14 protein-coding genes are annotated in these 20716 nt (G+C 70.4%); 11 read left to right on the top strand and 3 right to left on the bottom strand.

The features are described from left to right. The first annotated feature begins 30 nt into the window (after positions 1 to 30). The gene (locus GHC57_RS09245) at positions 31 to 3138 is read left to right on the top strand and encodes a cyclic nucleotide-binding domain-containing protein (protein ID WP_153343425.1); all 3108 of its coding nucleotides are present in this window, start codon (positions 31 to 33) and stop codon (positions 3136 to 3138) included. 3 nt (positions 3139 to 3141) lie between these two features. On the opposite strand, the gene leuB is transcribed toward GHC57_RS09245, so the two are convergent. Continuing rightward, positions 3142 to 4236 (bottom strand): 3-isopropylmalate dehydrogenase, encoded by a 1095-nt coding sequence (gene leuB / locus GHC57_RS09240; protein WP_153343423.1) that lies wholly within the window; start codon positions 4234 to 4236, stop codon positions 3142 to 3144. 375 nt (positions 4237 to 4611) lie between these two features. Here leuB and GHC57_RS09235 point away from each other — a divergent pair, with 375 nt between their 5' ends. Then, a complete protein-coding gene (locus GHC57_RS09235; RefSeq protein ID WP_170294788.1) occupies positions 4612 to 6678 on the top strand; it encodes a transporter substrate-binding domain-containing protein in 2067 nt (688 codons plus the stop codon). 10 nt (positions 6679 to 6688) lie between these two features. Here GHC57_RS09235 and ygfZ read toward each other — a convergent pair whose 3' ends face one another. After that, positions 6689 to 7636: a CAF17-like 4Fe-4S cluster assembly/insertion protein YgfZ gene (ygfZ, locus tag GHC57_RS09230; protein WP_153343419.1), complete on the bottom strand. Its 948-nt coding sequence runs from the start codon at positions 7634 to 7636 to the stop codon at positions 6689 to 6691. 104 nt (positions 7637 to 7740) lie between these two features. Between ygfZ and GHC57_RS09225 the strand changes: the two genes are divergently transcribed. The 6 genes from GHC57_RS09225 to GHC57_RS09200 all read left to right on the top strand — a co-directional run bounded on the left by GHC57_RS09225 (position 7741) and on the right by GHC57_RS09200 (position 13902). Next, a complete protein-coding gene (locus GHC57_RS09225; protein ID WP_153343416.1) occupies positions 7741 to 8799 on the top strand; it encodes a glycosyltransferase in 1059 nt (352 codons plus the stop codon). Next, entirely contained in the window at positions 8778 to 9785 is a 1008-nt protein-coding gene (locus GHC57_RS09220) for a glycosyltransferase family 9 protein (protein ID WP_343031147.1), read from the top strand. Before GHC57_RS09225 ends, GHC57_RS09220 begins: the two co-directional genes overlap by 22 nt. Before the next feature lie 136 nt (positions 9786 to 9921). Further along, entirely contained in the window at positions 9922 to 10962 is a 1041-nt protein-coding gene (locus tag GHC57_RS09215; protein ID WP_170294787.1) for a glycosyltransferase, read from the top strand. Positions 10963 to 10996: 34 nt separating this feature from the next. Further along, entirely contained in the window at positions 10997 to 12331 is a 1335-nt protein-coding gene (locus tag GHC57_RS09210) for a dihydroorotase (RefSeq protein ID WP_170294786.1), read from the top strand. A gap of 402 nt (positions 12332 to 12733) precedes the next feature. Next, on the top strand, positions 12734 to 13090 hold the full coding sequence (locus GHC57_RS09205) for a hypothetical protein (protein ID WP_153343412.1): 357 nt from the start codon (positions 12734 to 12736) through the stop codon (positions 13088 to 13090). A 110-nt stretch (positions 13091 to 13200) separates the two neighbouring features. Beyond that, positions 13201 to 13902: a formyltransferase family protein gene (locus GHC57_RS09200; protein ID WP_153343410.1), complete on the top strand. Its 702-nt coding sequence runs from the start codon at positions 13201 to 13203 to the stop codon at positions 13900 to 13902. Between the two features lie 21 nt (positions 13903 to 13923). Here the strand turns inward: GHC57_RS09200 and meaB are convergent, their stop codons facing one another. After that, a complete protein-coding gene (meaB, locus tag GHC57_RS09195) occupies positions 13924 to 14919 on the bottom strand; it encodes a methylmalonyl Co-A mutase-associated GTPase MeaB (RefSeq protein ID WP_153343408.1) in 996 nt (331 codons plus the stop codon). Positions 14920 to 15164: 245 nt separating this feature from the next. Between meaB and GHC57_RS09190 the strand changes: the two genes are divergently transcribed. The 3 genes from GHC57_RS09190 to metH all read left to right on the top strand — a co-directional run bounded on the left by GHC57_RS09190 (position 15165) and on the right by metH (position 20713). Beyond that, the gene (locus tag GHC57_RS09190; RefSeq protein ID WP_246152228.1) at positions 15165 to 16151 is read left to right on the top strand and encodes an ArsR/SmtB family transcription factor; all 987 of its coding nucleotides are present in this window, start codon (positions 15165 to 15167) and stop codon (positions 16149 to 16151) included. Positions 16152 to 16195: 44 nt separating this feature from the next. Next, entirely contained in the window at positions 16196 to 17089 is an 894-nt protein-coding gene (gene metF, locus GHC57_RS09185) for a methylenetetrahydrofolate reductase (protein WP_153343459.1), read from the top strand. A gap of 96 nt (positions 17090 to 17185) precedes the next feature. Continuing rightward, positions 17186 to 20713, top strand: a complete 3528-nt coding sequence (gene metH / locus GHC57_RS09180; RefSeq protein WP_153343407.1) for a methionine synthase — start codon at positions 17186 to 17188, stop codon at positions 20711 to 20713. The last annotated feature ends 3 nt before the right edge of the window (positions 20714 to 20716 follow it).

The raw sequence follows: 20716 nt of genomic DNA, 5'->3' as shown, positions 1-20716 counted from the left end.
GCGCGCCCCGGCCTGCGCGGATACCGCCCCATGCCCCCCTCGGTCTTCGCCTATGTGTGGCGCTTCAGCCGCCTGCAGCAGGTCCGCATCCTCATCCTGTCGGTGATCTCGTTCCCGGTCCTCTACGTGTCGTTCGAGGTGCCGAAGCGCATCGTCAACGACGCCATCGGCGGCGGGGCGGGATCGCGCACCCTGCTCGGCATGGACGTCTCGCAGGTCACCTACCTGTGGGTCCTGTGCGGCGTTTTCCTGCTGCTGGTGCTGACCAACGGCGGGCTGAAGTACGTCATCCAGGTCTACAAGGGGGTCATCGCGGAGCGCATGCTGCGCCGCCTGCGATACATGCTGATCGGCCGCGTGCTGCGCTTTCCGCTGCCGCGCCTGCGCGGCCTCAGCCAGGGCCAGACGGTCGCGATGATCTCGCAGGAGAGCGAGCCGATCGGCGGTTTCTTCGGCGACGCCATCGCGCTGCCGGTCTACCAGGGCGGAATCCTGCTCACCATCCTGGCCTTCATGTTCGCCCAGGACCCGGTGCTGGGCCTCGCCGCCATCGCGCTCTATCCGGTGCAGGTCTGGCTGATCCCCAAGTTGCAACGCAAGGTCAACCGCCTGAACAAGGAGCGGGTGCGGACCCTGCGGCACATGTCGGACCGCATCGGCGAGACGGTCAGTCTCGCCCCCGACATCCGTTCGAACAACACAGAGCGCTTCGAACTGGCCAACTTTTCGGCCATGCTCGGCCGCATCTTCTTCATCCGGTTCGACATCTACCGCTATAAGTTCCTCATCAAGTTCATCAACAATTTTTTCGCCCAGCTTACACCGTTCTTCTTCTATGCCATCGGCGGCTATCTGGTGATCCAGGGCGATCTGTCCATTGGCGCTCTGGTGGCCGTGCTGGCCGCCTACAAGGATATCTACGGCCCGTGGAAGGAGTTGCTGACCTACTACCAGAGCCTTGAGGACGCCCGCATCCGTTATGGCGTGCTGATCGAACAGTTCGCGCCGGCCGGCATGCTGCCCGAGACCCGGACCCGGGCCGGGCAAGGCGGCCCGGCCGCCGCCCCACCCGTCAGCCCCGGACCGGACAGCGCGCTCGCCCTCAGCAACGCGGTGGTGGAGCTCGACGACGGCACCCGCCCCCTGGACGGCGCCACCCTGTCGCTGCGCCTGGACGCTCATGTGGCCCTGATCGGCCATGCCGGCAGCGGACGGCCGGAACTGGCCCAGGCGCTGGCGGGCCTGCTCGCCCTGTCACGGGGCCGGATCACGCTGGACGGACATCCGCTGGCCGACCTGCCGGCGCCGATGCTCGCCCGACTGGTGGCCTATGTGGACCAGGACACCAGCTTCCGCGCCGGGACCCTGGGGGATGCCCTGTACTACGGGTTGCGGCGCGAACCGTCGGACGGGCCGCCCCCCGAGGACGGCCACTTGTTGAAAGAAGCCACGCTGTCGGGCAACTCTCTGGAACGGGACGATGTCCCGTGGCTCGACCCCGGGGACGAGGCGGGCCTGGATTCACCCGCGTTGCATCGGCGCGCCCTGACCGTTCTGAATGTGGTGGGCCTGGGCGACGAGGTCATGGCCCTGGGCCTGCGCGCCACCATCGATCCGGCCGAGCGGCCCGACCTCGCGGACGCCGTTCTGCGCGCCCGGGTGCAGTTCGCCCGCGAACTGGAGACCGAGGGCGCCGGTGATCTGGTCGAACGGTTCCACCCCGCCCGCTACAACCGAAACGCCAGCGTGGCCGCCAACCTGGTGTTCGGCCTGCCCCGGGGCGAGGCCGACGGGCCGCTCGCCCTGGCCGGCCACCCCGCCTTCCGCAAGGCTCTGGCGGCCGTGGATCTGCTGGAGCCGCTGCTGGACATCGGCCTGCGGGTGGCCCAGCGCATGGTCGAACTGTTCCACGACCTGCCGCCGGGTCACGAGTTCTTCGACCGCTACGCCTTCTTCGACGTCGCCACGCTGGACGACCACATCCGGCTGATCCGCGACGCCCGCGCCAAGGGCGTGGGCCGCCTGCCCGAAGAGGATCGGGCGCTGCTGCGCAGTCTGGCGCTTGGCCTGATCCCCGCCCGGCACCGCCTGGGCCTCGTCGGCGAGGAGATGCAGGCCCGGATTGTCGCCGCGCGCCCCCGGGTGCGGGAGGTGCTGACGCGCGAGGCCCGATCGGACGGCATCGAGATCCATTTCCTCGATCCCGATGCCTACCATCCCTTCGCGCCGGTCAGGGTCAACGTGCTGTTCGGTCGCGTGGCCGCCGACCGGCCGGGCGCAGACCGCCGGGTGGACGAGATCCTGACCCGTGTCATGGAGCGCAACGACCTGACCGGCGCGATCACCGACCTGGGCCTTCAGACCGATATCGGGGCCGGCGGACGCCGCCTGAGCGCCGCCCAGCGCCAGAAGCTGGCGGTGGCGCGCGGCCTGATGAAGCGGCCGTCCCTGCTGGTGGTCAACGGGGCGTTCGGTGCGCTCGACAGCGCGGGCAGAACGGCGCTGGCGGGGGCGCTGGCCGACCACATGGCGGGCCGGGGGCTGGTCTGGGCGGACAGCGAAGCCCCGGCCGGCGTGGCCTTCGACGCCGTCTACGACGTGGATTCGGGCATGGTCCGCGCCCGCGCGGCGGCGGGTCCCCAGGCCACGGCGCCCGAGGACGATGCCGCCCCGCAGCCGGCCATGGACGATGAGGACTCCGCCGCCGTCGCCGGCGAGGCCGCGCTGCTGAAGCGGCTGGCGTTCTTCGCCGGCCTGGATACGTCCACCCTGAAGCTAATCGCCTTCACCAGCAGTCGCGTGGTCTACCGCGCCGGCGAGGTGCTCATGCGCCAGGGCGAGCCCGGCGAGGACGCCTATGTGATCGTGGACGGCATGGCCGACGTGCTGGTGGAACGCAACGACAGCGAAACGGCGGTCGCCGAGCGCGGGCCCGGCGACCTGATCGGCGAACTGGCCCTGCTGTGCGACGCGCCGCGCAGCGCCACGGTGCGCGCCCGCACCCAGATCGAGGTGCTGCTGATCTCCCGCGACGTGCTGTTCCGCCTGCTGGACGACAACCCGCAGGTGGGCGCCTCCCTGACCCGCACCATCGCGCGGCGCCTGGAAGAGGTCATGCGCCAGATGAGCGGGGGATAGGGTTCACCCCCCGGCGCGTTTGTCCATGGCGGCCAGCACGGCGTCGCCCATGGCGACCGTGCCGACGGGCGTCATGCCCGCTTCCACGATGTCGCCGGTCCGGATTCCGGCATTCAACACGTCCTGGCAGGCGGCATCGATCAGGTCGGCCTCGGCCGCCATGTCGAACGAATACCGCAGCATCATGGACGCCGACAGGATGCAGGCCATCGGGTTGGCCTTGTCCTGGCCGGCGATGTCGGGGGCCGAGCCGTGCACCGGCTCGTACAGCGCCTTGCGGGCGCCGCTCGCATCCGCCGCGCCCAGACTGGCCGACGGCAGCATGCCCAGCGAGCCGGTGAGCATGGCCGCGCAGTCGGACAGCAGGTCGCCGAACAGGTTGTCGGTCACGATCACGTCGAACTGCTTGGGCTGGCGCACAAGCTGCATCGCGCAGTTGTCGGCGTACATGTGCGAGAGCTGCACGTCGGTGTATTCGGCATCGCGAAGCGTCTGGACCTCTTCGCGCCACAGCAGGCCGCTTTCCATCACGTTGGCCTTCTCGACCGAGCACACCCGCCCGTCCCGCTTGCGGGCCAGATCGAAGGCCACCCGCGCCACGCGCACGATCTCGCTGGTGGTGTACACCTGCGTATTGATGCCCCGGCGCTCGCCGTTCGGCAGGTCCTCGATGCCGCGCGGCTCGCCGAAGTACACGCCGCCGGTCAGCTCGCGCACGATCATCAGGTCCAGGCCCCGGACCAGGTCCGTCTTGAGCGTCGAGGCCTGGGCCAGGGCATCGAACACCAGCGCGGGGCGGAGGTTGGCGAACAGCTCCATGTCCTTGCGCAGACGCAGCAGACCGCGTTCCGGCTTGTCGGCGAACGGCAGCGACTCCCACTTCGGGCCCCCCACGGCGCCCAGAAGCACGGCGTCGGCCTTCAGCGCAGCCGCCATGGTGTCGTCCGTCAGGGGCGTGCCGTGGGCATCGTAGGAGGCGCCGCCGACCAGTCCCTCCTCGATATTGAACCCGCCGATACGGTCGAGCAGGCGGCGCACCTGCGCCATCACCTCGGGGCCGATGCCGTCACCGGGCAGGATCAACACGGTCTTGGACATGGTCTTGTCGCCTCCTTTGCTGGGCACAGTCGAACCGGCGCGCACGGGGGCCTGATCAGGGGGGCCTGAGAAGGGGGCCTTGACGCGGGGTGGCGCAAGGTATGCGCAGACGCGGGGGGCTTGTCCAGCCCCGGCGCACGTGGACGGGGCGGCGCGCCCTTGGTATACTCATCGCCGTTTCGCTTGTGGGAACCCGAACCGGCGCCGCCCCGAGAACCGGGGACGATCCGAAGGCGATTGCGTGCCGTGACGCGCCGGACCTGTCATCGGGCGGGACTGGAACACTGAATGCCCGGTCTGAGAACGCAGACCTGTCACACCCTGCCGTCCTGGCCGTCCTTACTGAGGGCTGGGGCGATACTGAGGGCTGGGGCGATGCTCGGTCTGTCGGTCGCCCTGGTGTGGGGCGGGCCTGCTTCGGCCGACGCGGCGGAGCCGCTGGTCGTCGGCAGCGAGCTGGACTATCCCCCCTTCTCCATCGTCAACGACCAGGGCGAGCCGGACGGATTCGCCGTCGAACTGTTCCGGTCGGTGGCCGAGGTCATGGACCTGGACGCCACCGTCCGGACCGGCCCATGGAGCGACCTGCTCGACGACCTGCGCACCGGCGACCTCGACGCACTGCCGTTCGTCGGCATCTTCCCCGAGCGGGACGCCTACCTGGACTTCTCGGTGCCCGTGGTGGTGACGCGGGGCACGGCCTTCGTGCGCGACGACGGCCCGGACGTGGAGACGGACGCGGACCTTTCGGACCTGCGGGTCGCGGTCATGCGCGACGACGTCGGCCATGAGTACGCCCGCGCCCAGCCCTGGGGCTACGGCGTGGTTCCGTTCCCCACGCTTCGGGACGCCTTCGACTGTCTGGCCGTGGGCGAGTGCGATGCGGTCGTGGCCCCGCGCCTTCAGGGGCTGCTGTTGCTGGACCGCGAGGGCCGGTCCGGGATCCAGGCGGCCGACCTGGACCTGGAGGGGTTCGAGCTGCGCTACGCCTTCGCCGTCCGGGAAGGCGACGCCGACCTTCTGGCGACCCTGAACGGCGGGCTCGCGATCCGGATCGCGGACGGCACCCTGGACCGTCTGACCGACAGGTGGATGCCCCAGGTGCGCGCCGCGCAGGGCATCCCGCTGCGGCTGCTGCTGCCCTACGCGACCGGGGCGCTTGTCCTGGTGCTGGCGCTCCTGCTGGTTCTCTACCTGCGCCAGCGCGCCGCCACGCGGCTCGCGGCCACCCGGGGCCGCAGCCTCCAGAAGCAGGCCGACCACCTGCGCCAGCTCGCGGCCCGTCTGGAAGCGGAGAAAGCGCGGGCCGAGGCCGCCCGGGCCGAAGCGGATACCCTGATCCGGGTCATGCCGGACCTGTTCGTCCGCATGGACGCCGAGGGGCGCTACATTGATTTCCACGACCCCGAGCGCCTGCTCGTCACGGACGCCGACGCCCTGCGCGGGCAACATTACGACGAGGCCCTTCCCTCGGATGTGGCGGCCGCGATCACATCCGCCCTCGATCACATGCGGGCCACCGGCGAGACACAGACCGTGGAATACCAGCTCGCCCTCGCCGACGGCGCCCTTCGCAGCTTCGAGGCCCGCCTGGCCCCGTATCAGGACGGCGGCTGTCTGGCGGTGATCCGGGACGTGACGGACGCCCGCGAGCGCGAGGCCCGGCTTACCCAGGCCGCCATGGCCATCGCCGGGGCCAGCGCGGCCAAGACCCGTTTCCTGGCCACCATGAGCCATGAGCTGCGCACGCCGCTGAACGCCATCCTCGGCTTTTCCGAGGTGATGGCGAACGAGGTCTTCGGCCCGCTGGGCTCCCGGACATATCGCGACTACGCCCGCGACATCCACGACACCGGGCAGTCGCTGATGGGCCTCATCTGCGACCTCATGGACATCTCTCGCATCGAGGCCGGCAAGCTGACCCTGTCCGAGTCCGTGGTGGACCTGCAGGCGATCCTGGAACACAAGGCCGCGTTGCTGCGGGCAGACGCGGCAGCCAACGGAACCGACCTGCGCGTGCACAGGGGGACGCCGCTCCACCTGTTTGCAGACGAACAACTGGTGCAGCGGATGCTCCTGAACCTGCTGTCCAACGCCATCAAGTTTTCGCCGGACGGCCAGGTGACCACGTGGATCGACACGGAGGACCCCAGCGGCGATGTCACACTCGTCGTCGCCGACACGGGCATCGGCATGACCGCCGACCAACTGTCCCACCTGGGCGAACCCTTCTATCAGGCCGACGCTGATGTCGCCCGCCACGCCGGCGGCATCGGCCTCGGCGTGACCCTGGTCACGGAAATGATCGCCCTGCACGGCGGCACGCTGCATCACCAGAGCCAGCCGGGCGTCGGCACGACCGCCCGGCTCGTGTTTCCCAGGACCCGCCGCCTGCCCAAGGGCGTGCTGGCCGGCCCCGGACTCGCCAAGACCCCGACCTGATGCGCCAGTCCTAACCGGCCGCCGTGGGCTCGGGCTCGGGCTCAGGCAGGCTCATCCAGGCCGGCCGGCGGGGCATGACCCGCGACGCGCCGGCATGCAGAGCGGTCCCGGCCCTCAGCGCCTCCAGCCGCACGATCGCCAGCCCCAGGCCCGTCCCGCCGTCCAGCGCCATCCCGGAGCGCATCTCGCCCGCGTCCTTGCCGGAGTCGGTCAGCAGCATGGTGCCCGGCTCCGGCACCGCGCCGTCCACCGAGACCGGCATCAGGCGACGCTTGAGCAGGCCGCGATATTTGGTGCGGGCGGTCAACTCCTGGCCCATGTAACAGCCCTTGTGGAAGTCCACCCCGTTGAGGTCCTCAAGGCCGCCCTCCAGCGCGGTGGTCTTCTCCGCGATCAGGTCGCGCGACCCGTCCGGCAGACCGTGTTCAAGCCGGTGCCGGTCATAGGCCGCCGGATCGACCAGGGCCGCCCCCCGGGCCTCCAGCAGGGCCCCGGCGTGATCGGCCGGCAGGATCAGGCGCACCCCGGCCGCGGGCAGGCGCGGGTCCACATAGGCCACGCCGTCGTCCGGCGTCCCCAGCGCCCGGGCCGCCCCGGCCTCGCCCGGGCGCAGCCCGAAGGCCTCGGCGGCCCCGTCGCCCCAGGCGGCGGCCACACTCCAGCCCTCGGCCAGGGTCAGCCCGATCTTCGAGCGCAGCTTGAACTTGCGCAGCCGCGCCTGCAGGTCGGCCAGCCGCGCGGCCTCGCCGTCGATCAGCCAGCCGTCTCCCTGCGCCGCCACGAACAGATCGAACAGGAATTTGCCCTGGGGCGTCAGCAGAGCCGCGTGGATGGCCCGGTCCGAGGCCACGCGCGCCACATCGTTGGTCACCAGACCCTGGAGGAATGGTGCCCGATCCTCGCCGGTCAGGGCGAGAACCCCCCGGGTTTCCAGGATGGCGGCGGAACATGCGGACATGGTGGTGTCTCCCCGGTCGTTCGGTGGCGCGGACCTCGTGCCGGGACACGTAGGCCGCGCGGACGGCTTGGCAAGGTCCCGACCGGCGGCGTATAAGGCCCGCCATGCGCATTCTGTTTGCCGACGATGGCGTGCCCTATGATGGGCGGACGCCGGCCGAGGACCCGCTGGGCGGTGGCGAACGCGCCGTCGTGGGATTGGCGCGGGCCCTGTCGGCCCGGGGGCATGTGGTCACCGTGGCCACCCCGATCATCGACCCCGAGTACGTGGACGGCGTCTTCTGGGTGCCGCTGCCCATGGACGAGGGCGAGCGGTCCCTGCCCGACGAGGTGGACGTGCTGGTGGCCGTGCGGCGCCCGTCGCTGCTGTCGCTGCCGGTTCGGCCCGGCCGCCGCATGCTGTGGGTGATGGGCCGCCCGGATGCCCTGATCCGTCCGACCGTGCGGGCGCGCCTCGCGCACCACAATCCCGAACTGCTGTACGTCAGCGACGCCCAGAAGGCCGCCGGTCCCGCCGCCCACGCCACGGGCGCGTCGGTGCTGGCCCCGGGTGTCTCGCGGGCGATCCTCGACATCGAGCCCACCGATCCGACCTGGCCGCCGGTGGCGGTGACCACCGCCCACCCCGTGCACGGCGACCTGGACTGGCTGCTGGACCGCTGGACGGCGGGCGTCGCTCCCGTCCTGCCGGACGCGCGCCTGCACGTGTATTCCGCCCTGCTGTCGGCGGGCGTCGCCGGGGAAAAGGTCCCGGCCGAGGTTCGGCCCATGGTCGAGCGGGTGCAGGCGCTGGCCGATGCGGGTGTCGAGGTCCGCGAGCCCCAGCCGGAAGCCGCGCTCGCCGAGGCCTGGAAGACCGCCCGGGTGTTCCTGCACCCCGGCCAGCCGTGGGACTTCGCCTGCTGGTCGCTGGCGGACGCGCAGGCGCTCGGCCTGCCCGCCGTGGCCCGTCCCCTGGGCGGTGCGCCGGAACGCATCGCAAACGGGGAAAGCGGCATGCTCACCCCCGATGACGCCGCGTTCGAGAACGTGACGGTGCAGGTGCTGCGGGACAACGGCCTGCACAAGGGCATGGCGGAGGAGGCCCGGGCGCCGATCCGGCTGCGCTCGTGGGACGACGCGGCCGAGGACCTGGAACGGGCGTGGCTGTCCTTCCTGCGATGAGGCTGCTGTTCATCACCAACAGCCGCATCGGCGATGCCGTGCTGTCCACCGGCCTGCTGGACCACCTGATCCGCACCCATCCCGGGCTGCGCGTGACGATCGCCTGCGGCCGCGTGGCAGCCCCTCTGTTCGAGGGCGTGCCGGGCCTGGAGCGCCTGCACGTGATGCACAAGCGGCCCCGCGCCGGGCACTGGCGGACCCTGTGGCGGCAGTGCGTCGGCACCCGCTGGGACCTGCTCGTGGACCTGCGCGGCTCACCCATGCCCTGGGTGTTGCGGGCCCGGCGCCGCCTGATCCCGACCGATGGCCGGTCCACCGAGGATCACCGGGTGCGCCGGGTCGGCTCGGCGCTGGGTCCGGACGGGTTCGCCGATCCGCCCGCGCCCCGCCTGTGGACCAGCCCCGAGGACGAGGCGGCGGCGGATGCCGCCCTGGGCGGCCCGGCGGCTTCGAACCGGCCGCTGCTGGTGCTGGCGCCCACGGCCAACTGGATCGCCAAGACCTGGCCGGCGGACCGCTTCGTGACGCTGGCCCGCGAGCTCACCGCGCCGGACGGCCCGCTGCCCGGGGCGCCGGTGGCGGTGGTGGCCGCGCCCAACGAGCGCGAGGCGGCCCGCCCCGTTCTGGAGGGGCTCGCCGGCCCGGACCTGCTGGATCTGATCGGACGGCTCGACCTGCTGGGCGTGTTGGCCGTGCTGCGCCGCGCCCGCCTGTTCGTGGGCAACGACTCCGGGCTCATGCACATGGCGGCGGCCGCCGGCGCGCCCACCGTGGGCCTGTTCGGCCCGTCGCGCGACACCCATTACGCCCCCTGGGGACCGCTGGGGCGGGTGGTGCGCACCGACGAGCCCTATGAGGTGTTGTTCCCGCCCGACCTGGACCCGACCACCGTGCGCGCGTCCCGGATGACCTCCCTGCCGGTCTCGCGCGTCCTGGACACCGCCGCGGCCCTCGTCCGCCAGACGGAGGGCATCGGCCCCCGTTGACCGGGCCGGGCTTTTGCCCTGTGATGGGGGCCGCCCCGGAGGCCGCCACTGTCTCGCCACCATCCGGGCTATGCTGAACGCCCCTCCCCGGTCCCCTCCTGGGACCGGCCCCGCCGTTTCAAGGGAGCCCTTTTTCATGGATCCGCGTGTGTTGCAGGTCATTACGGGCGATGCCCTCGGGGGTACGGAGCGGTTCTTCGAACGCCTGGTCACCGCCCTGCACCGCGACGGCATCCAGCAACTCGTGCTGCTGCGCGACATTGCGGACCGCCTGACCCTGCTGCGCGAAGCCGGCCTGCACCCGGTCCCCATGAAATATGAGGGCCTGTCCCTGTTCGTCCGCCGACGCATCAAGGGCTACATCCGCAGCTTCCAGCCCGGCTTGGTGGTCGCCTGGACCCCCGAGACCGTGCACCACGTCACCGGCATGGGGGTGCCCGTCCTGGGGCGTTGGGGCGCGGGCCGACCGCTGGAGGAGTATCGCCACTGCCAGCACCTGCTGGTGCATCGGGGCGCCGAGCGCGAAACGTTGCTCTCCCGGGGCTGGCCGCGCGAGCGGATTCACCTGCTGCCACCGCTGGTGGACCAGACGCCGGCGGACCCGATGGCGCGCAAGACGCTGTTCACGCCGGCTCACGCCCCGCTGCTGTTCGCGGCCGGGCAGATGACGGACCGGCGCGACTTCGCCACCCTGCTCCAGGTGGTGCAGCGCCTGCCGGACGTGTATCTGTGGCTGGCTGGCGACGGCCCCGAGCGCGAACGGCTGGAAACCATCGCCTACGAGCTGGGCATCAAGCCGCGCGTGCGGTTCCTGGGCTGGCGGGACAACCTCGGCCCGCTGTATGCCGCCAGCGATCTGGTGGTCTGCACCGGCCGGGACGGCGTGCCCGACCACGCCGCCGTCGAGGCGTGGGCGCACGGCAAGCCGATCGTGGCCATCGGGCCGCTCGATCCCGGCTCGGCGATCCGCGAGAACGAGAACGCCCTGCTACTGCCGTCCGACGACATCGTGACCATCGTTCAGGGCCTGAAATGGCTGCTGACGGAATCCGACGCCCTGAGCATCCTGGTCAACAGCGGCCGGGAGACCTTCGCCAAGGGGTACATGACCGCGCAGGTTCTGGCACAATACCGCGGTCTGTTCGAACACATCGCCCAGGAGCACGGGCACCCCTGAGCCCTGGCCAGGGGCCCAGCCGGAGACCCGAGACGTGCCCACCCCATCCCCTTACGACCTGATTCTCCGCGGTGGCCGGGTGGTCACCCCGTGCGGCGCCGAAGACACCACGGTCGCCGTGCGCGGCGGCCGCATCGTCGCCCTCGGTGTTCCCGCCGACGCACCGGCCGCCGAGGTGCTGGACGTCACCGGGTTGCATGTCCTGCCGGGCGTCATCGATAGCCAGGTGCATTTCCGCGAGCCCGGCCTGGAGCACAAGGAGGACCTGGAAAGCGGTACGCGCGGCGCGGTTCTGGGCGGCGTGACGGCCATCTTCGAGATGCCCAACACCAGCCCGAACACGGACACGCCGGACGCCCTGGCCGACAAGCTGGCTCGCGCAAAGGGCCGCGCCTGGTGCGACCATGCCTTCTTCATGGGCGCGACGGACGCCAACGCCGACCGTCTGGGCGAGTGGGAAGGGCTGCCGGGGTGCGCCGGGGTCAAGGTGTTCATGGGCTCGTCCACCGGCTCGCTGCTGGTGGAGGACGACGCGGTGCTTCGCCGCGTGCTGGCCGGCGGGCGGCGCCGGGTCGCGGTGCATGCCGAGGACGAGGCCCGCCTGCGCGAGCGCAAGGCCATCGCCGAGGACCGCGCGGACCCGTCCGCCCACCCCGAATGGCGCGACGTCGAGACCGCCGTGCGCGCCACCCGGCGCTTGCTCGCCCTGTCGTGCGAGACCGGGCGGCGGGTGCACGTGCTGCACATCACCACCGAAGAGGAAATGGAGCTGCTGGCCGAGGCCAAGGACCTGGCCACGGTGGAGGTCACCCCCCAGCACCTGACCCTGGCCGCGCCCGATTGCTACGAGGGCCTCGGCAGCTTCGCCCAGATGAACCCGCCGATCCGCGAGGCCCGGCACCGGGCCGCACTGTGGCGCGCGATCGCGGACGGCTTGGTGGACGTCATCGGCTCCGACCATGCGCCCCACACGCGCGAGGAGAAGTCCCAGCCCTACCCCGCCAGCCCCAGCGGCATGCCCGGCGTGCAGACCCTGGTCCCGGTGATGCTGGGTCATGTGCATGCCCGCCACCTCAGCCTGGACCGCTTTGTCGATCTGACCAGCGCCGGGCCGGCCCGGATCTACAACATCGCCGGCAAGGGCCGCATCGCGCGCGGCTATGATGCCGACTTCACGGTGGTGGACCTTAACGCCGAACGCACCATCGAGAACGGCTGGATGGCCAGCAAGTGCGGCTGGACCCCCTATCACGGCATGACGGTGACGGGCTGGCCGGTCATGACCATCATCCGGGGCCGCACGGTCATGCGGGACGGCGAACTGATCGGATCGCCCATGGGGGCGCCGGTGCGGTTCCAGGCCCTCTGATCCTGATCGGCGATGAACCGGACTCGTCCGGGACGAAACCGCTTCACCGGGCCGACTCGATTCGGACCGGCGGGGATGGGGCGCGTCGGACCATCCCTGAGAAAAACCCCAGGATATTTGCGGGTTGGTCGGGCGGTCCGTCCGATCCCGTCGTGACCGGCGCTCGGGCCACGCACCATGCACCATCCCCCTGAAATCAGGGCATATTCCTTCGCCCGAACACCCCGGACGCCATGCGTGTTCCGGACAGGCAACGCCCCCAATGCGCCCGCCCCACGGAGATGGTTGACCGACCGGCATCCCGCGTTAGATTGAATTTAAGGGGGCTTTGTCGCGAATTCGCCCGCAAGCCCGAGGGAGGACCACCCAGTGACACGCCAGAAAGCTTTTGGGCGCCGCCCCGTGGCGACACGCGGAGGCGCCGGTTCGGTGCGGGACCGGGCGGAGGCCGCGCCGGGGTCGCTGGACGAGGCGCGACTCGACACGGAATCCTATGCCCAGGCCCTGCGCATCGGCCAGGAGGAAGAGAGCGGCTCGCGCTTCCCGTCGGTTCTCGTCGCCGGTTTGGCGACCATTGCGGCCGCGGCCCTGGCGCTGCCCATGCTTGGCGTGGGTGTGGGAACCAGCGGCGACGACGCATCCGTGGCCAGCGCTGGCGGATCGCCGCCCAGTGCGGCGGATCTGGCCGACATCGCCCCGGCCGCCGGTGGCGAGCCCGAGCCCTCCCTGTTCGAGAAGATCGCCGACGCCTTGCGCTGAGGCGATTGCGGACCGCGCCGGGCGTGGACAGAGTCGCCCGGTCTGGTATGGTCGGGACCCGGCGCTGATGATCGGTCGCGCCCGGCCCTTCTCTGGAACGTAACCACCGCATGCCCGACGCGATTCTTCTGCTTGCGCCTCCGGAGGAGCAGGAGGAGTCCATCGCGCCGTTGCGGGTCGCGGCCCCCAGCCTGCCGATCCTGCCCATCGCGACCCGCGATGACCTGCGCGCGGCCCTGCAGCGCCATCCGCATGCGCGCCTGATCTCCGTCTGCTCGCCGGTGATCGTCCCGGCCGACATCCTCGAGCGCCTGGACGGCCCCGCCTACAACCTGCATCCCGGGCCGCCGGAATTTCCGGGGCTCTACCCCGCCGTGTTCGCGCTGTTCGAGGGCGCGACGACCTTCGGCGTGACGCTGCACGAGATGACCCCGGACGTGGACTCCGGACCCATCGTGGCCACCAACAGCGTGGACATGCCGGCGGACATCGACCGCGCGGGCCTGGAGGCGCTGAGTTGGCACCTCGCCCGCCATCTGCTGCGCGGTATGGCCGAAAGCCTGGTGGACCTGTCGCGGCCCCTGCCCCGGGTGCCGCGCCGCTGGCGGGGTCCGGCCCGCCGCCAGCCCGATTTCGAGGCGCTGTGCCGCCTGCCCCCGGATCTCGACGCAGCGTCCTTCCGCCACCGGCTGCGCGCCGTCGGCGAGGGACCGGACCATGCGCTGCGGGTGTCCCTGTTCGGGCGCTGGTTCCGACTCGAACCCGACCACCCGGACGCGCCGGTGGTGAAGGGCGGCCGCCGGATCGGCTGAGCCGCCGGCGGCGGGCCTCCCCTACTCCGCCCGCACGCCGAAGGTCTCCAGAATCTCGGTGGCCGCCAACGTCACCGTCAGAGAGCCGTCGTCCACGCCCTTCAGCAGGGTGGGCAGACGATCGCGGACCTCCGGGTGGTCGCGCACGGCGTCCAGCAGACGGTCCTCGACCATCGACCACATCCACTCGATGCGCTGGCGGCGGCGCTTTTCGTCGCGCTCTCCGGATTTGGACATCACCTGCCAGTGCTCTTCGACCTTGGCCCACAGGTCGTCCAGGCCCTTGCCGCTGAGACCCGAACAGGTCACCACGGGCACGGCCCAGTTCGGGCTCGGCGGCTGCAGGATGTGCACCGCGTTCTTGTACTGATGCACGGCCTGATGGGCGACCTGGACGCCGAGGTTGTCGATCTTGTTGACCGCGATCATGTCGGCCAGTTCCAGCACGCCCTTCTTGATGCCCTGAAGCTCGTCGCCGGCGCCGGCCAGCATCAGCACCAGGAAAAAGTCCACCATGCCGGCCACCACGGTTTCGTTCTGGCCGGCCCCCACGGTTTCCACCAGAATCACATCGAAGCCGGCGGCCTCGCAGACAACCATGGTCTCCCGCGTGGCCCGGTTGACGCCGCCCAGGCGCCCGCCGGACGGCGACGGCCGGATGAAGGCGTTGGGATCGGTCGCCAGCTTCTCCATCCGGGTCTTGTCGCCCAGGATCGAACCGCCCGAGCGCGTGGACGACGGATCCACCGCCAGCACGGCGACCTTGTGGCCGGCTGCGGTCAGCATCGTGCCCAGGGCCTCGATGAACGTGGACTTGCCCACGCCCGGCACGCCGGTGATGCCAACCCGGTGCGCCCGGCCCCTATGGGGCAGAAGTTCAAGAAGCATGGCCTGCGCCAGGTCCTGGTGTCGCCGCGCGCGGCTTTCCACCAACGTGATGGCGCGGCCCAGGGCGGCGCGGTCGCCGGACCGCACACCGGCGACATGATCCTCGACGGTCAGGGGAGCACGGGGCATCCAGAGCCTCTCGGGTGCAGCAAGGAATGAGACCGGCGGACGAAACGGCTGACCTTTTTCACCGCCGATCAGGATGAGGCCCGTACTCAACCCGGTTCGGGCCGACGGTGCAAGCCCCGCAGGACGCGGCGGGCGCCCTGGATCGCACGGCTTGCCTTGATATAAAGATATCTTTATATGTAGATGCGGAAGGCGGCGTGGAGCCATGCCGGTTGCCCGCGGGCCCGCCTCCGGAAGGAGCGACCATGACCGCGACGATGGACCAGGTGCTGGGAGGCTTGCGCGCCGCCGGAGAGGAAACCCGGCTGCGGCTGCTCGCCTTGTGCGCCCGGGGCGAACTGACGGTCACCGACATGGTCGCGATCCTGGGCCTCAGCCAGCCGCGCGTGTCGCGCCACCTGAAGGTCATGTGCGAGTCCGGCCTGCTGGAGCGCGTGCGGGAGGGCGCGTGGGTGTTCTACCGCCTCGCCGCGCGCGGACCCGGCGGCACGGTGGCCCGCGCCATCGTCGCCCTGCTGCCGGCGGAAGACCCGGTCGCCACCCGCGATCGCGACCGCCACAACGAGATCCTGCGGGCCCGGGCCGAGGCCGCCCAGGCCTATTTCCGGGCCAATGCCGAGCAGTGGGACGACGTGCGGCGGCTGCATGTGGACGAAACCCGCGTGGAGCAGGCGCTCATGGACCTGCTGCCGCCCGAGTCGGTGCGCGATCTGCTGGACGTGGGCACCGGCACCGGCCGCATGATGACGCTCTACGCCCCGCACATCCGCGAGGGCCTGGGCATCGACATGTCCCGCGAGATGCTCGCCGTCGCCCGCGCGAACCTGGATCAGGCCGGGGCCACCCACTGCCAGGCCCGCCTGGGCGACCTGTACCACCTGCCCTGCGAGGACGCCAGCCGCGACGCGGTGACCGTCCACCAGGTGCTGCACTACGTGGAGCACCCCGCCGAAGCGGTGCGGGAATGCGCCCGCGTGCTGCGGCCGGGCGGACGCCTGGCCGTCGTGGACTTCGCGCCCCACGATCTGGAGGACCTGCGCGAGCGGCACAAGCACCGCCGCCTGGGGTTCTCCCACGACGAGGTCGCCGGCTGGTGCACCGACGCCGGCCTGGACATGGTCGAGACCCGCGACCTGCCCGGCGGCGCCCTCACCGTGACCCTGTGGCTGGCCCACCGGCCGGCCGCAGCCTCCGCCCCGTCCCAGACCCCGAACAAGGATCACGCCGCGTGACCATCGAAACGCTTTCCCGCGCCCAGGCCGCCCCGAGCCTGCCCCTGTGCAGCCGCCTGCCTGACCACGTGAAGGTCTCGTTCGAGTTCTTCCCGCCCAAGACGGACAAGATGGCGGACTCGCTGTGGACCGCCGTCAAGCGGCTGGAATCGCTGTCGCCCGCGTTCGTGTCCGTCACCTACGGCGCGGGCGGCTCGACCCGCGAACGCACGCACGAGACCGTCACCCGCATCGCCCGCGAAACCAACCTGAAGGCCGCCGCGCACCTGACCTGCGTGGACGCCACCCGCGATGAGGTGGACGAGGTGGCCCGCCGATACTGGGATGCCGGCATCCGCCACATCGTGGCCCTGCGCGGCGATTCCCCCGAAAGCGACGGCGTCTACCGGCCCACGCCGGGCGGCTATGCCTTCGCCGCCGACCTGGTCGAGGGCCTGAAGAAGATCGCCGACTTCGAGATCAGCGTGGCGGCCTATCCCGAGATCCACCCGGAGGCCGCCAGCCCGCAAGCCGACATCGACAACCTGAAGCGCAAGATCGACGCCGGGGCGACCCGCGCCATCACGCAGTTCTTCTTCGACGTGGACTGCTTCGACCGCTTCCGCGACCGCGCCGCGGCGGCCGGCATCACGGTGCCGATCGTGCCGGGCATCCTGCCGATCGCCAACTTCAACACCGCCGTGCGCTTCGCCGGCATGTGCGGCGCGATCATCCCGCCGTGGATGCACGAGCTGTTCGAAGGCCTCGACGATGACGCCGAAACCCGCAAGCTGGTCGCCGCCATGGTCGCCGCCGAACAGGCCCGGGCGCTGGCCGCGCGCGGGGCGGAGGACTTCCACTTCTACACCCTGAACCGCGCCGATCTGACGTTCGCGATCTGTCATGCGCTGGGCGTGCGGCCGAAGACGCCCGCGCCCCAGGCCGACGCCACCGCCTGACCGCCACCCGCGCGGTCCATACCCGTCCCGTCCCAGGGGCGCGGCGCATCCCCGCCGGGCCCCACCCTCCACGCCAGCAGGATTAGGCCCTCATCCATGAGCAACTTTCTCGATCACCTGTCCCGCGAGGTTCTGTTGTGCGACGGCGGCATGGGGTCCCTCGTGCAGGCCATGGACCTGTCCATCGAGGAGGACTTCCGCGGCAAGGAGAACTGCACCGAGGTTCTCAGCCTGTCGCGGCCGGACGTCGTGCGGGAAATCCACCAGAAGTATTACGGCGCCGGGTCGGACGTGGTGCAGACCAACACGTTCGGTGGCTCGCCCATCACCCTGGGCGAGTTCGACCTCCAGGATCAGGCGTTCGAGATCAACAAGCGCGGCGTGGAACTGGCCCGCGAGGCCGCCGAGACCTTCACCGACGGTCGGCACCGCTACGTGCTGGGCTCCATCGGGCCGGGCACCAAGCTGCCCAGCCTGGGCCACATCGATTACGACAGCCTTGAGGCCTCGTTCACCACACAGGCCGAAGGCCTGGTCGCCGGCGGCTGCGACGGCGTGCTGATCGAGACCTGCCAGGACCCCCTGCAGTTCAAGGCCGCCATCAACGGCACCAAGGCCGCCCGGATCTCCCAGGGTCGCGCCGATGTCCCGATCTTCCTGCAGGTCACGGTGGAGACCACCGGCACCCTGCTGGTGGGCGCCGACATCGCCGCCGCCGCCACGGTCGCCCAGGCGCTGGGCGTGGACTCGCTGGGCCTGAACTGCGCCACCGGCCCGGCCGAGATGGCCGAGCATGTCCGCTGGCTGTCCGAGAACTGGGGTGGACGGATCAGCCTGCAGCCCAACGCCGGCCTGCCCGAACTGCGCGACGGCGCCACGTTCTATCCCCTGACCCCGCGCGAACTGGCGGACTGGCACCGCCGCTTCATCGCCGAGGACAAGGTGAACCTGGTCGGCGGCTGCTGCGGCACCACGCCGGAGCACATCGCCGCCATTGACGCCATGCTGCGCGACACGGCCCGTAGCGGGTCGCACCGGCCGGCCGCGCAGAGCCGCACCACGGTGTGGGTGCCCTCGGTGGCCTCGCTGTATTCCCGCGTCGAACTGCGCCAGGAAAACGCCATCCTGTCCATCGGCGAGCGCTGCAACGCCAACGGCTCCAAGAAGTTCCGCGAGCTTCAGGACGCCGAGGACTGGGACGCCATCGTCGGCATCGCCCGCGATCAGGTGAAGGACGGCAGCCACACCCTGGATGTCTGCACCGCCTTCGTCGGCCGCGACGAGTTGTCCGACATGACCGAGGTGATCACGCGCCTGCGCGGTCAGGTCAACGCGCCGCTGGTGTTCGACAGCACGGAAACCCCGGTGCTGGACGCCGCGCTGAAGCTGTACGGCGGCAAGCCGATCATCAACTCCATCAACTTCGAGGACGGCGAGGAGATCGCGGCCGAGCGCCTGAAGCTGGCCCGCAAGCACGGGGCCACGGTCATCGCCCTGACCATCGACGAAGACGGCATGGCGAAGACGGCGGAAAAGAAGCTGGAGATCGCCAAGCGGCTCTATGACTTCGCCGTCAACCAGCACGGCCTGCCGGCGGCGGACCTGATGTTCGACCCGCTGACCTTCACCATCTGCACGGGCAACGAGGACGACCGAAAACTCGGCATCGAAACCCTGGAGGGCATCCGCCTGATCCACGAGGCCCTGCCCGACTGCCAGATCGCCCTGGGCCTGTCGAACATCTCGTTCGGCCTGAAGGCCGTGGCGCGGCACGTGCTGAACTCGGTGTTCCTGGATCATGCGGTGCGCCACGGCATGACCGGCGCCATCATCCATGTGGCCAAGATCAAGCCGCTGCACGCCATCCCGGAGGAAGAGGTCAAGGCCGCCGAGGCCCTGATCTACGACAAGCGGGAGCCGGGCGGCCCCGATCCGCTGCAGGCGTTCATCCACCTTTACCAGGATCGCAGCGCCGAAACCGAGAAGAAGAAGGAGCGCCCGGCCGCGGTCGAGGAGCGCCTGCAACAGCGCATCATCGACGGCGACCGTCAGGGCCTGGACGCCGACCTGGACGAGGCCATGCAGAGCCATGAGCCGCTGAAGATCATCAACGAGTTCCTGCTGGGCGGCATGAAGGTGGTCGGCGAGCTGTTCGGCGCCGGCAAGATGCAGCTTCCGTTCGTGCTGCAGTCGGCGGAGACCATGAAGACCGCCGTGGCCCACCTGGAACCCCACATGGAAAAGATCGAGGGTCAGGAAAAGGGAACGCTGGTGCTCGCCACGGTGAAGGGCGACGTCCACGACATCGGCAAGAACCTCGTGGACATCATCCTGACCAACAACGGCTACAAGGTCGTCAACATCGGCATCAAGCAGCCGATCGCGAACATCCTGTCCGCCGCGCGCGAGCACAAGGCGGACGCCATCGGCATGTCCGGCCTGCTGGTGAAGTCCACGGTCATCATGAAGGACAACCTCGTCGAGATGACCCGCGAGGGCTGGGACGTGCCCGTGATCCTGGGCGGGGCGGCGCTGACCCGCGCCTTCGTCGAGCAGGACTGTGTGGCGGCCTACGAGGGCGGTCAGGGCCGCGTGGCCTATGCCCGCGACGCCTTCGACGGCCTGACCCTGATGAGCCACGTCATGGAAGGCCGTTTCGACACCTTCCTGGAGGAGGTCAAGGCCAAGCGCGCCGACCGGCCCTCGCGCAAGAAAAAGGCGGAGCCGGAGGCGCTGGAGGTGCCCGAGGAGGCCCGCAAACGCACCAACCGCCCGGTCGAAGCCGAGGAAATCCGCCTGCGCCGCCAGGAACTGCATGCCGACGTCACGCCGCCGGAGCCGCCGTTCTGGGGCTCGCGGGTGCTGGAAACCTCCATCGCGCCCAAGACGCTGGTGCCCTACGTCAACGAGAACACGCTCTACCAGTTCCAGTGGGGCATGAAGAAGAGCGGCCGCACCCTGGCCGACTGGAAGGCCTGGGCGGCGAAGGAGTTGCGGCCCATCTTCCACGACATGGCCCGGCAATGCGCCGAGGAGGGCATTCTTCAGCCGCAGGCCGTGTACGGCTACTGGAAGGCGGCCGCCGACGGCGATTCCGTGGTCCTGTTCGAGCCGGATGGTACGACGGAGGTCGCCCGCTTCGCCTTCCCGCGTCAGGACCGGGCGGGGGGCCTGTGCCTTGCCGACTTCTTCCGCGACATCAGCGATCCGGCGCGCGACGTCATCGGCCTGCAGGCCGTGACCATGGGCCACAAGGTCTCGGACGTGGCCCGCGAGTGGTTCGCCGAGAACCGCTACAAGGACTACCTCTATCTCCACGGCATCGGCGTGGAGATGGCCGAGGCCCTGGCCGAGGTGGTGCACAAGCGCATCCGGGGCGAACTGGGCTACGCCAGCGAGGACAGCCGCGAGATCGAGGGCCTGTTCAAGCAGGAGTACCGGGGCTCGCGCTACTCGTTCGGCTATCCGGCCTGCCCCAATCTGGCCGACCAGCACGCCCTGCTGGACCTGCTGGGGGCGGACCGCATCGGCCTGTCCCTGACCGACGAGGATGAACTGGTGCCGGAGCAGTCCACCTCCGCCATCGTGGTCCTGCACCCCCAGGCCAAGTACTTCCGGGTGTAGCCG

The organism is Roseospira navarrensis (assembly GCF_009601025.1).
Lineage (GTDB): Bacteria > Pseudomonadota > Alphaproteobacteria > Rhodospirillales > Rhodospirillaceae > Rhodospira > Rhodospira navarrensis.
Note: the sequence above shows the minus strand (reverse complement) of the source record. Positions and strands in the feature narration are given on the sequence as shown.

What these genes read in the sequence shown, in the direction of transcription:
- GHC57_RS09245 (WP_153343425.1), top strand. Translation starts at nt 31, where the DNA reads ATGCCCCCCTCGGTCTTCGCCTATGTGTGGCGCTTCAGCCGCCTGCAG.
- leuB (WP_153343423.1), bottom strand. Translation starts at nt 4,236, where the DNA reads ATGTCCAAGACCGTGTTGATCCTGCCCGGTGACGGCATCGGCCCCGAG.
- GHC57_RS09235 (WP_170294788.1), top strand. Translation starts at nt 4,612, where the DNA reads ATGCTCGGTCTGTCGGTCGCCCTGGTGTGGGGCGGGCCTGCTTCGGCC.
- ygfZ (WP_153343419.1), bottom strand. Translation starts at nt 7,636, where the DNA reads ATGTCCGCATGTTCCGCCGCCATCCTGGAAACCCGGGGGGTTCTCGCC.
- GHC57_RS09225 (WP_153343416.1), top strand. Translation starts at nt 7,741, where the DNA reads ATGCGCATTCTGTTTGCCGACGATGGCGTGCCCTATGATGGGCGGACG.
- GHC57_RS09215 (WP_170294787.1), top strand. Translation starts at nt 9,922, where the DNA reads ATGGATCCGCGTGTGTTGCAGGTCATTACGGGCGATGCCCTCGGGGGT.
- GHC57_RS09200 (WP_153343410.1), top strand. Translation starts at nt 13,201, where the DNA reads ATGCCCGACGCGATTCTTCTGCTTGCGCCTCCGGAGGAGCAGGAGGAG.
- meaB (WP_153343408.1), bottom strand. Translation starts at nt 14,919, where the DNA reads ATGCCCCGTGCTCCCCTGACCGTCGAGGATCATGTCGCCGGTGTGCGG.
- GHC57_RS09190 (WP_246152228.1), top strand. Translation starts at nt 15,165, where the DNA reads ATGACCGCGACGATGGACCAGGTGCTGGGAGGCTTGCGCGCCGCCGGA.
- metH (WP_153343407.1), top strand. Translation starts at nt 17,186, where the DNA reads ATGAGCAACTTTCTCGATCACCTGTCCCGCGAGGTTCTGTTGTGCGAC.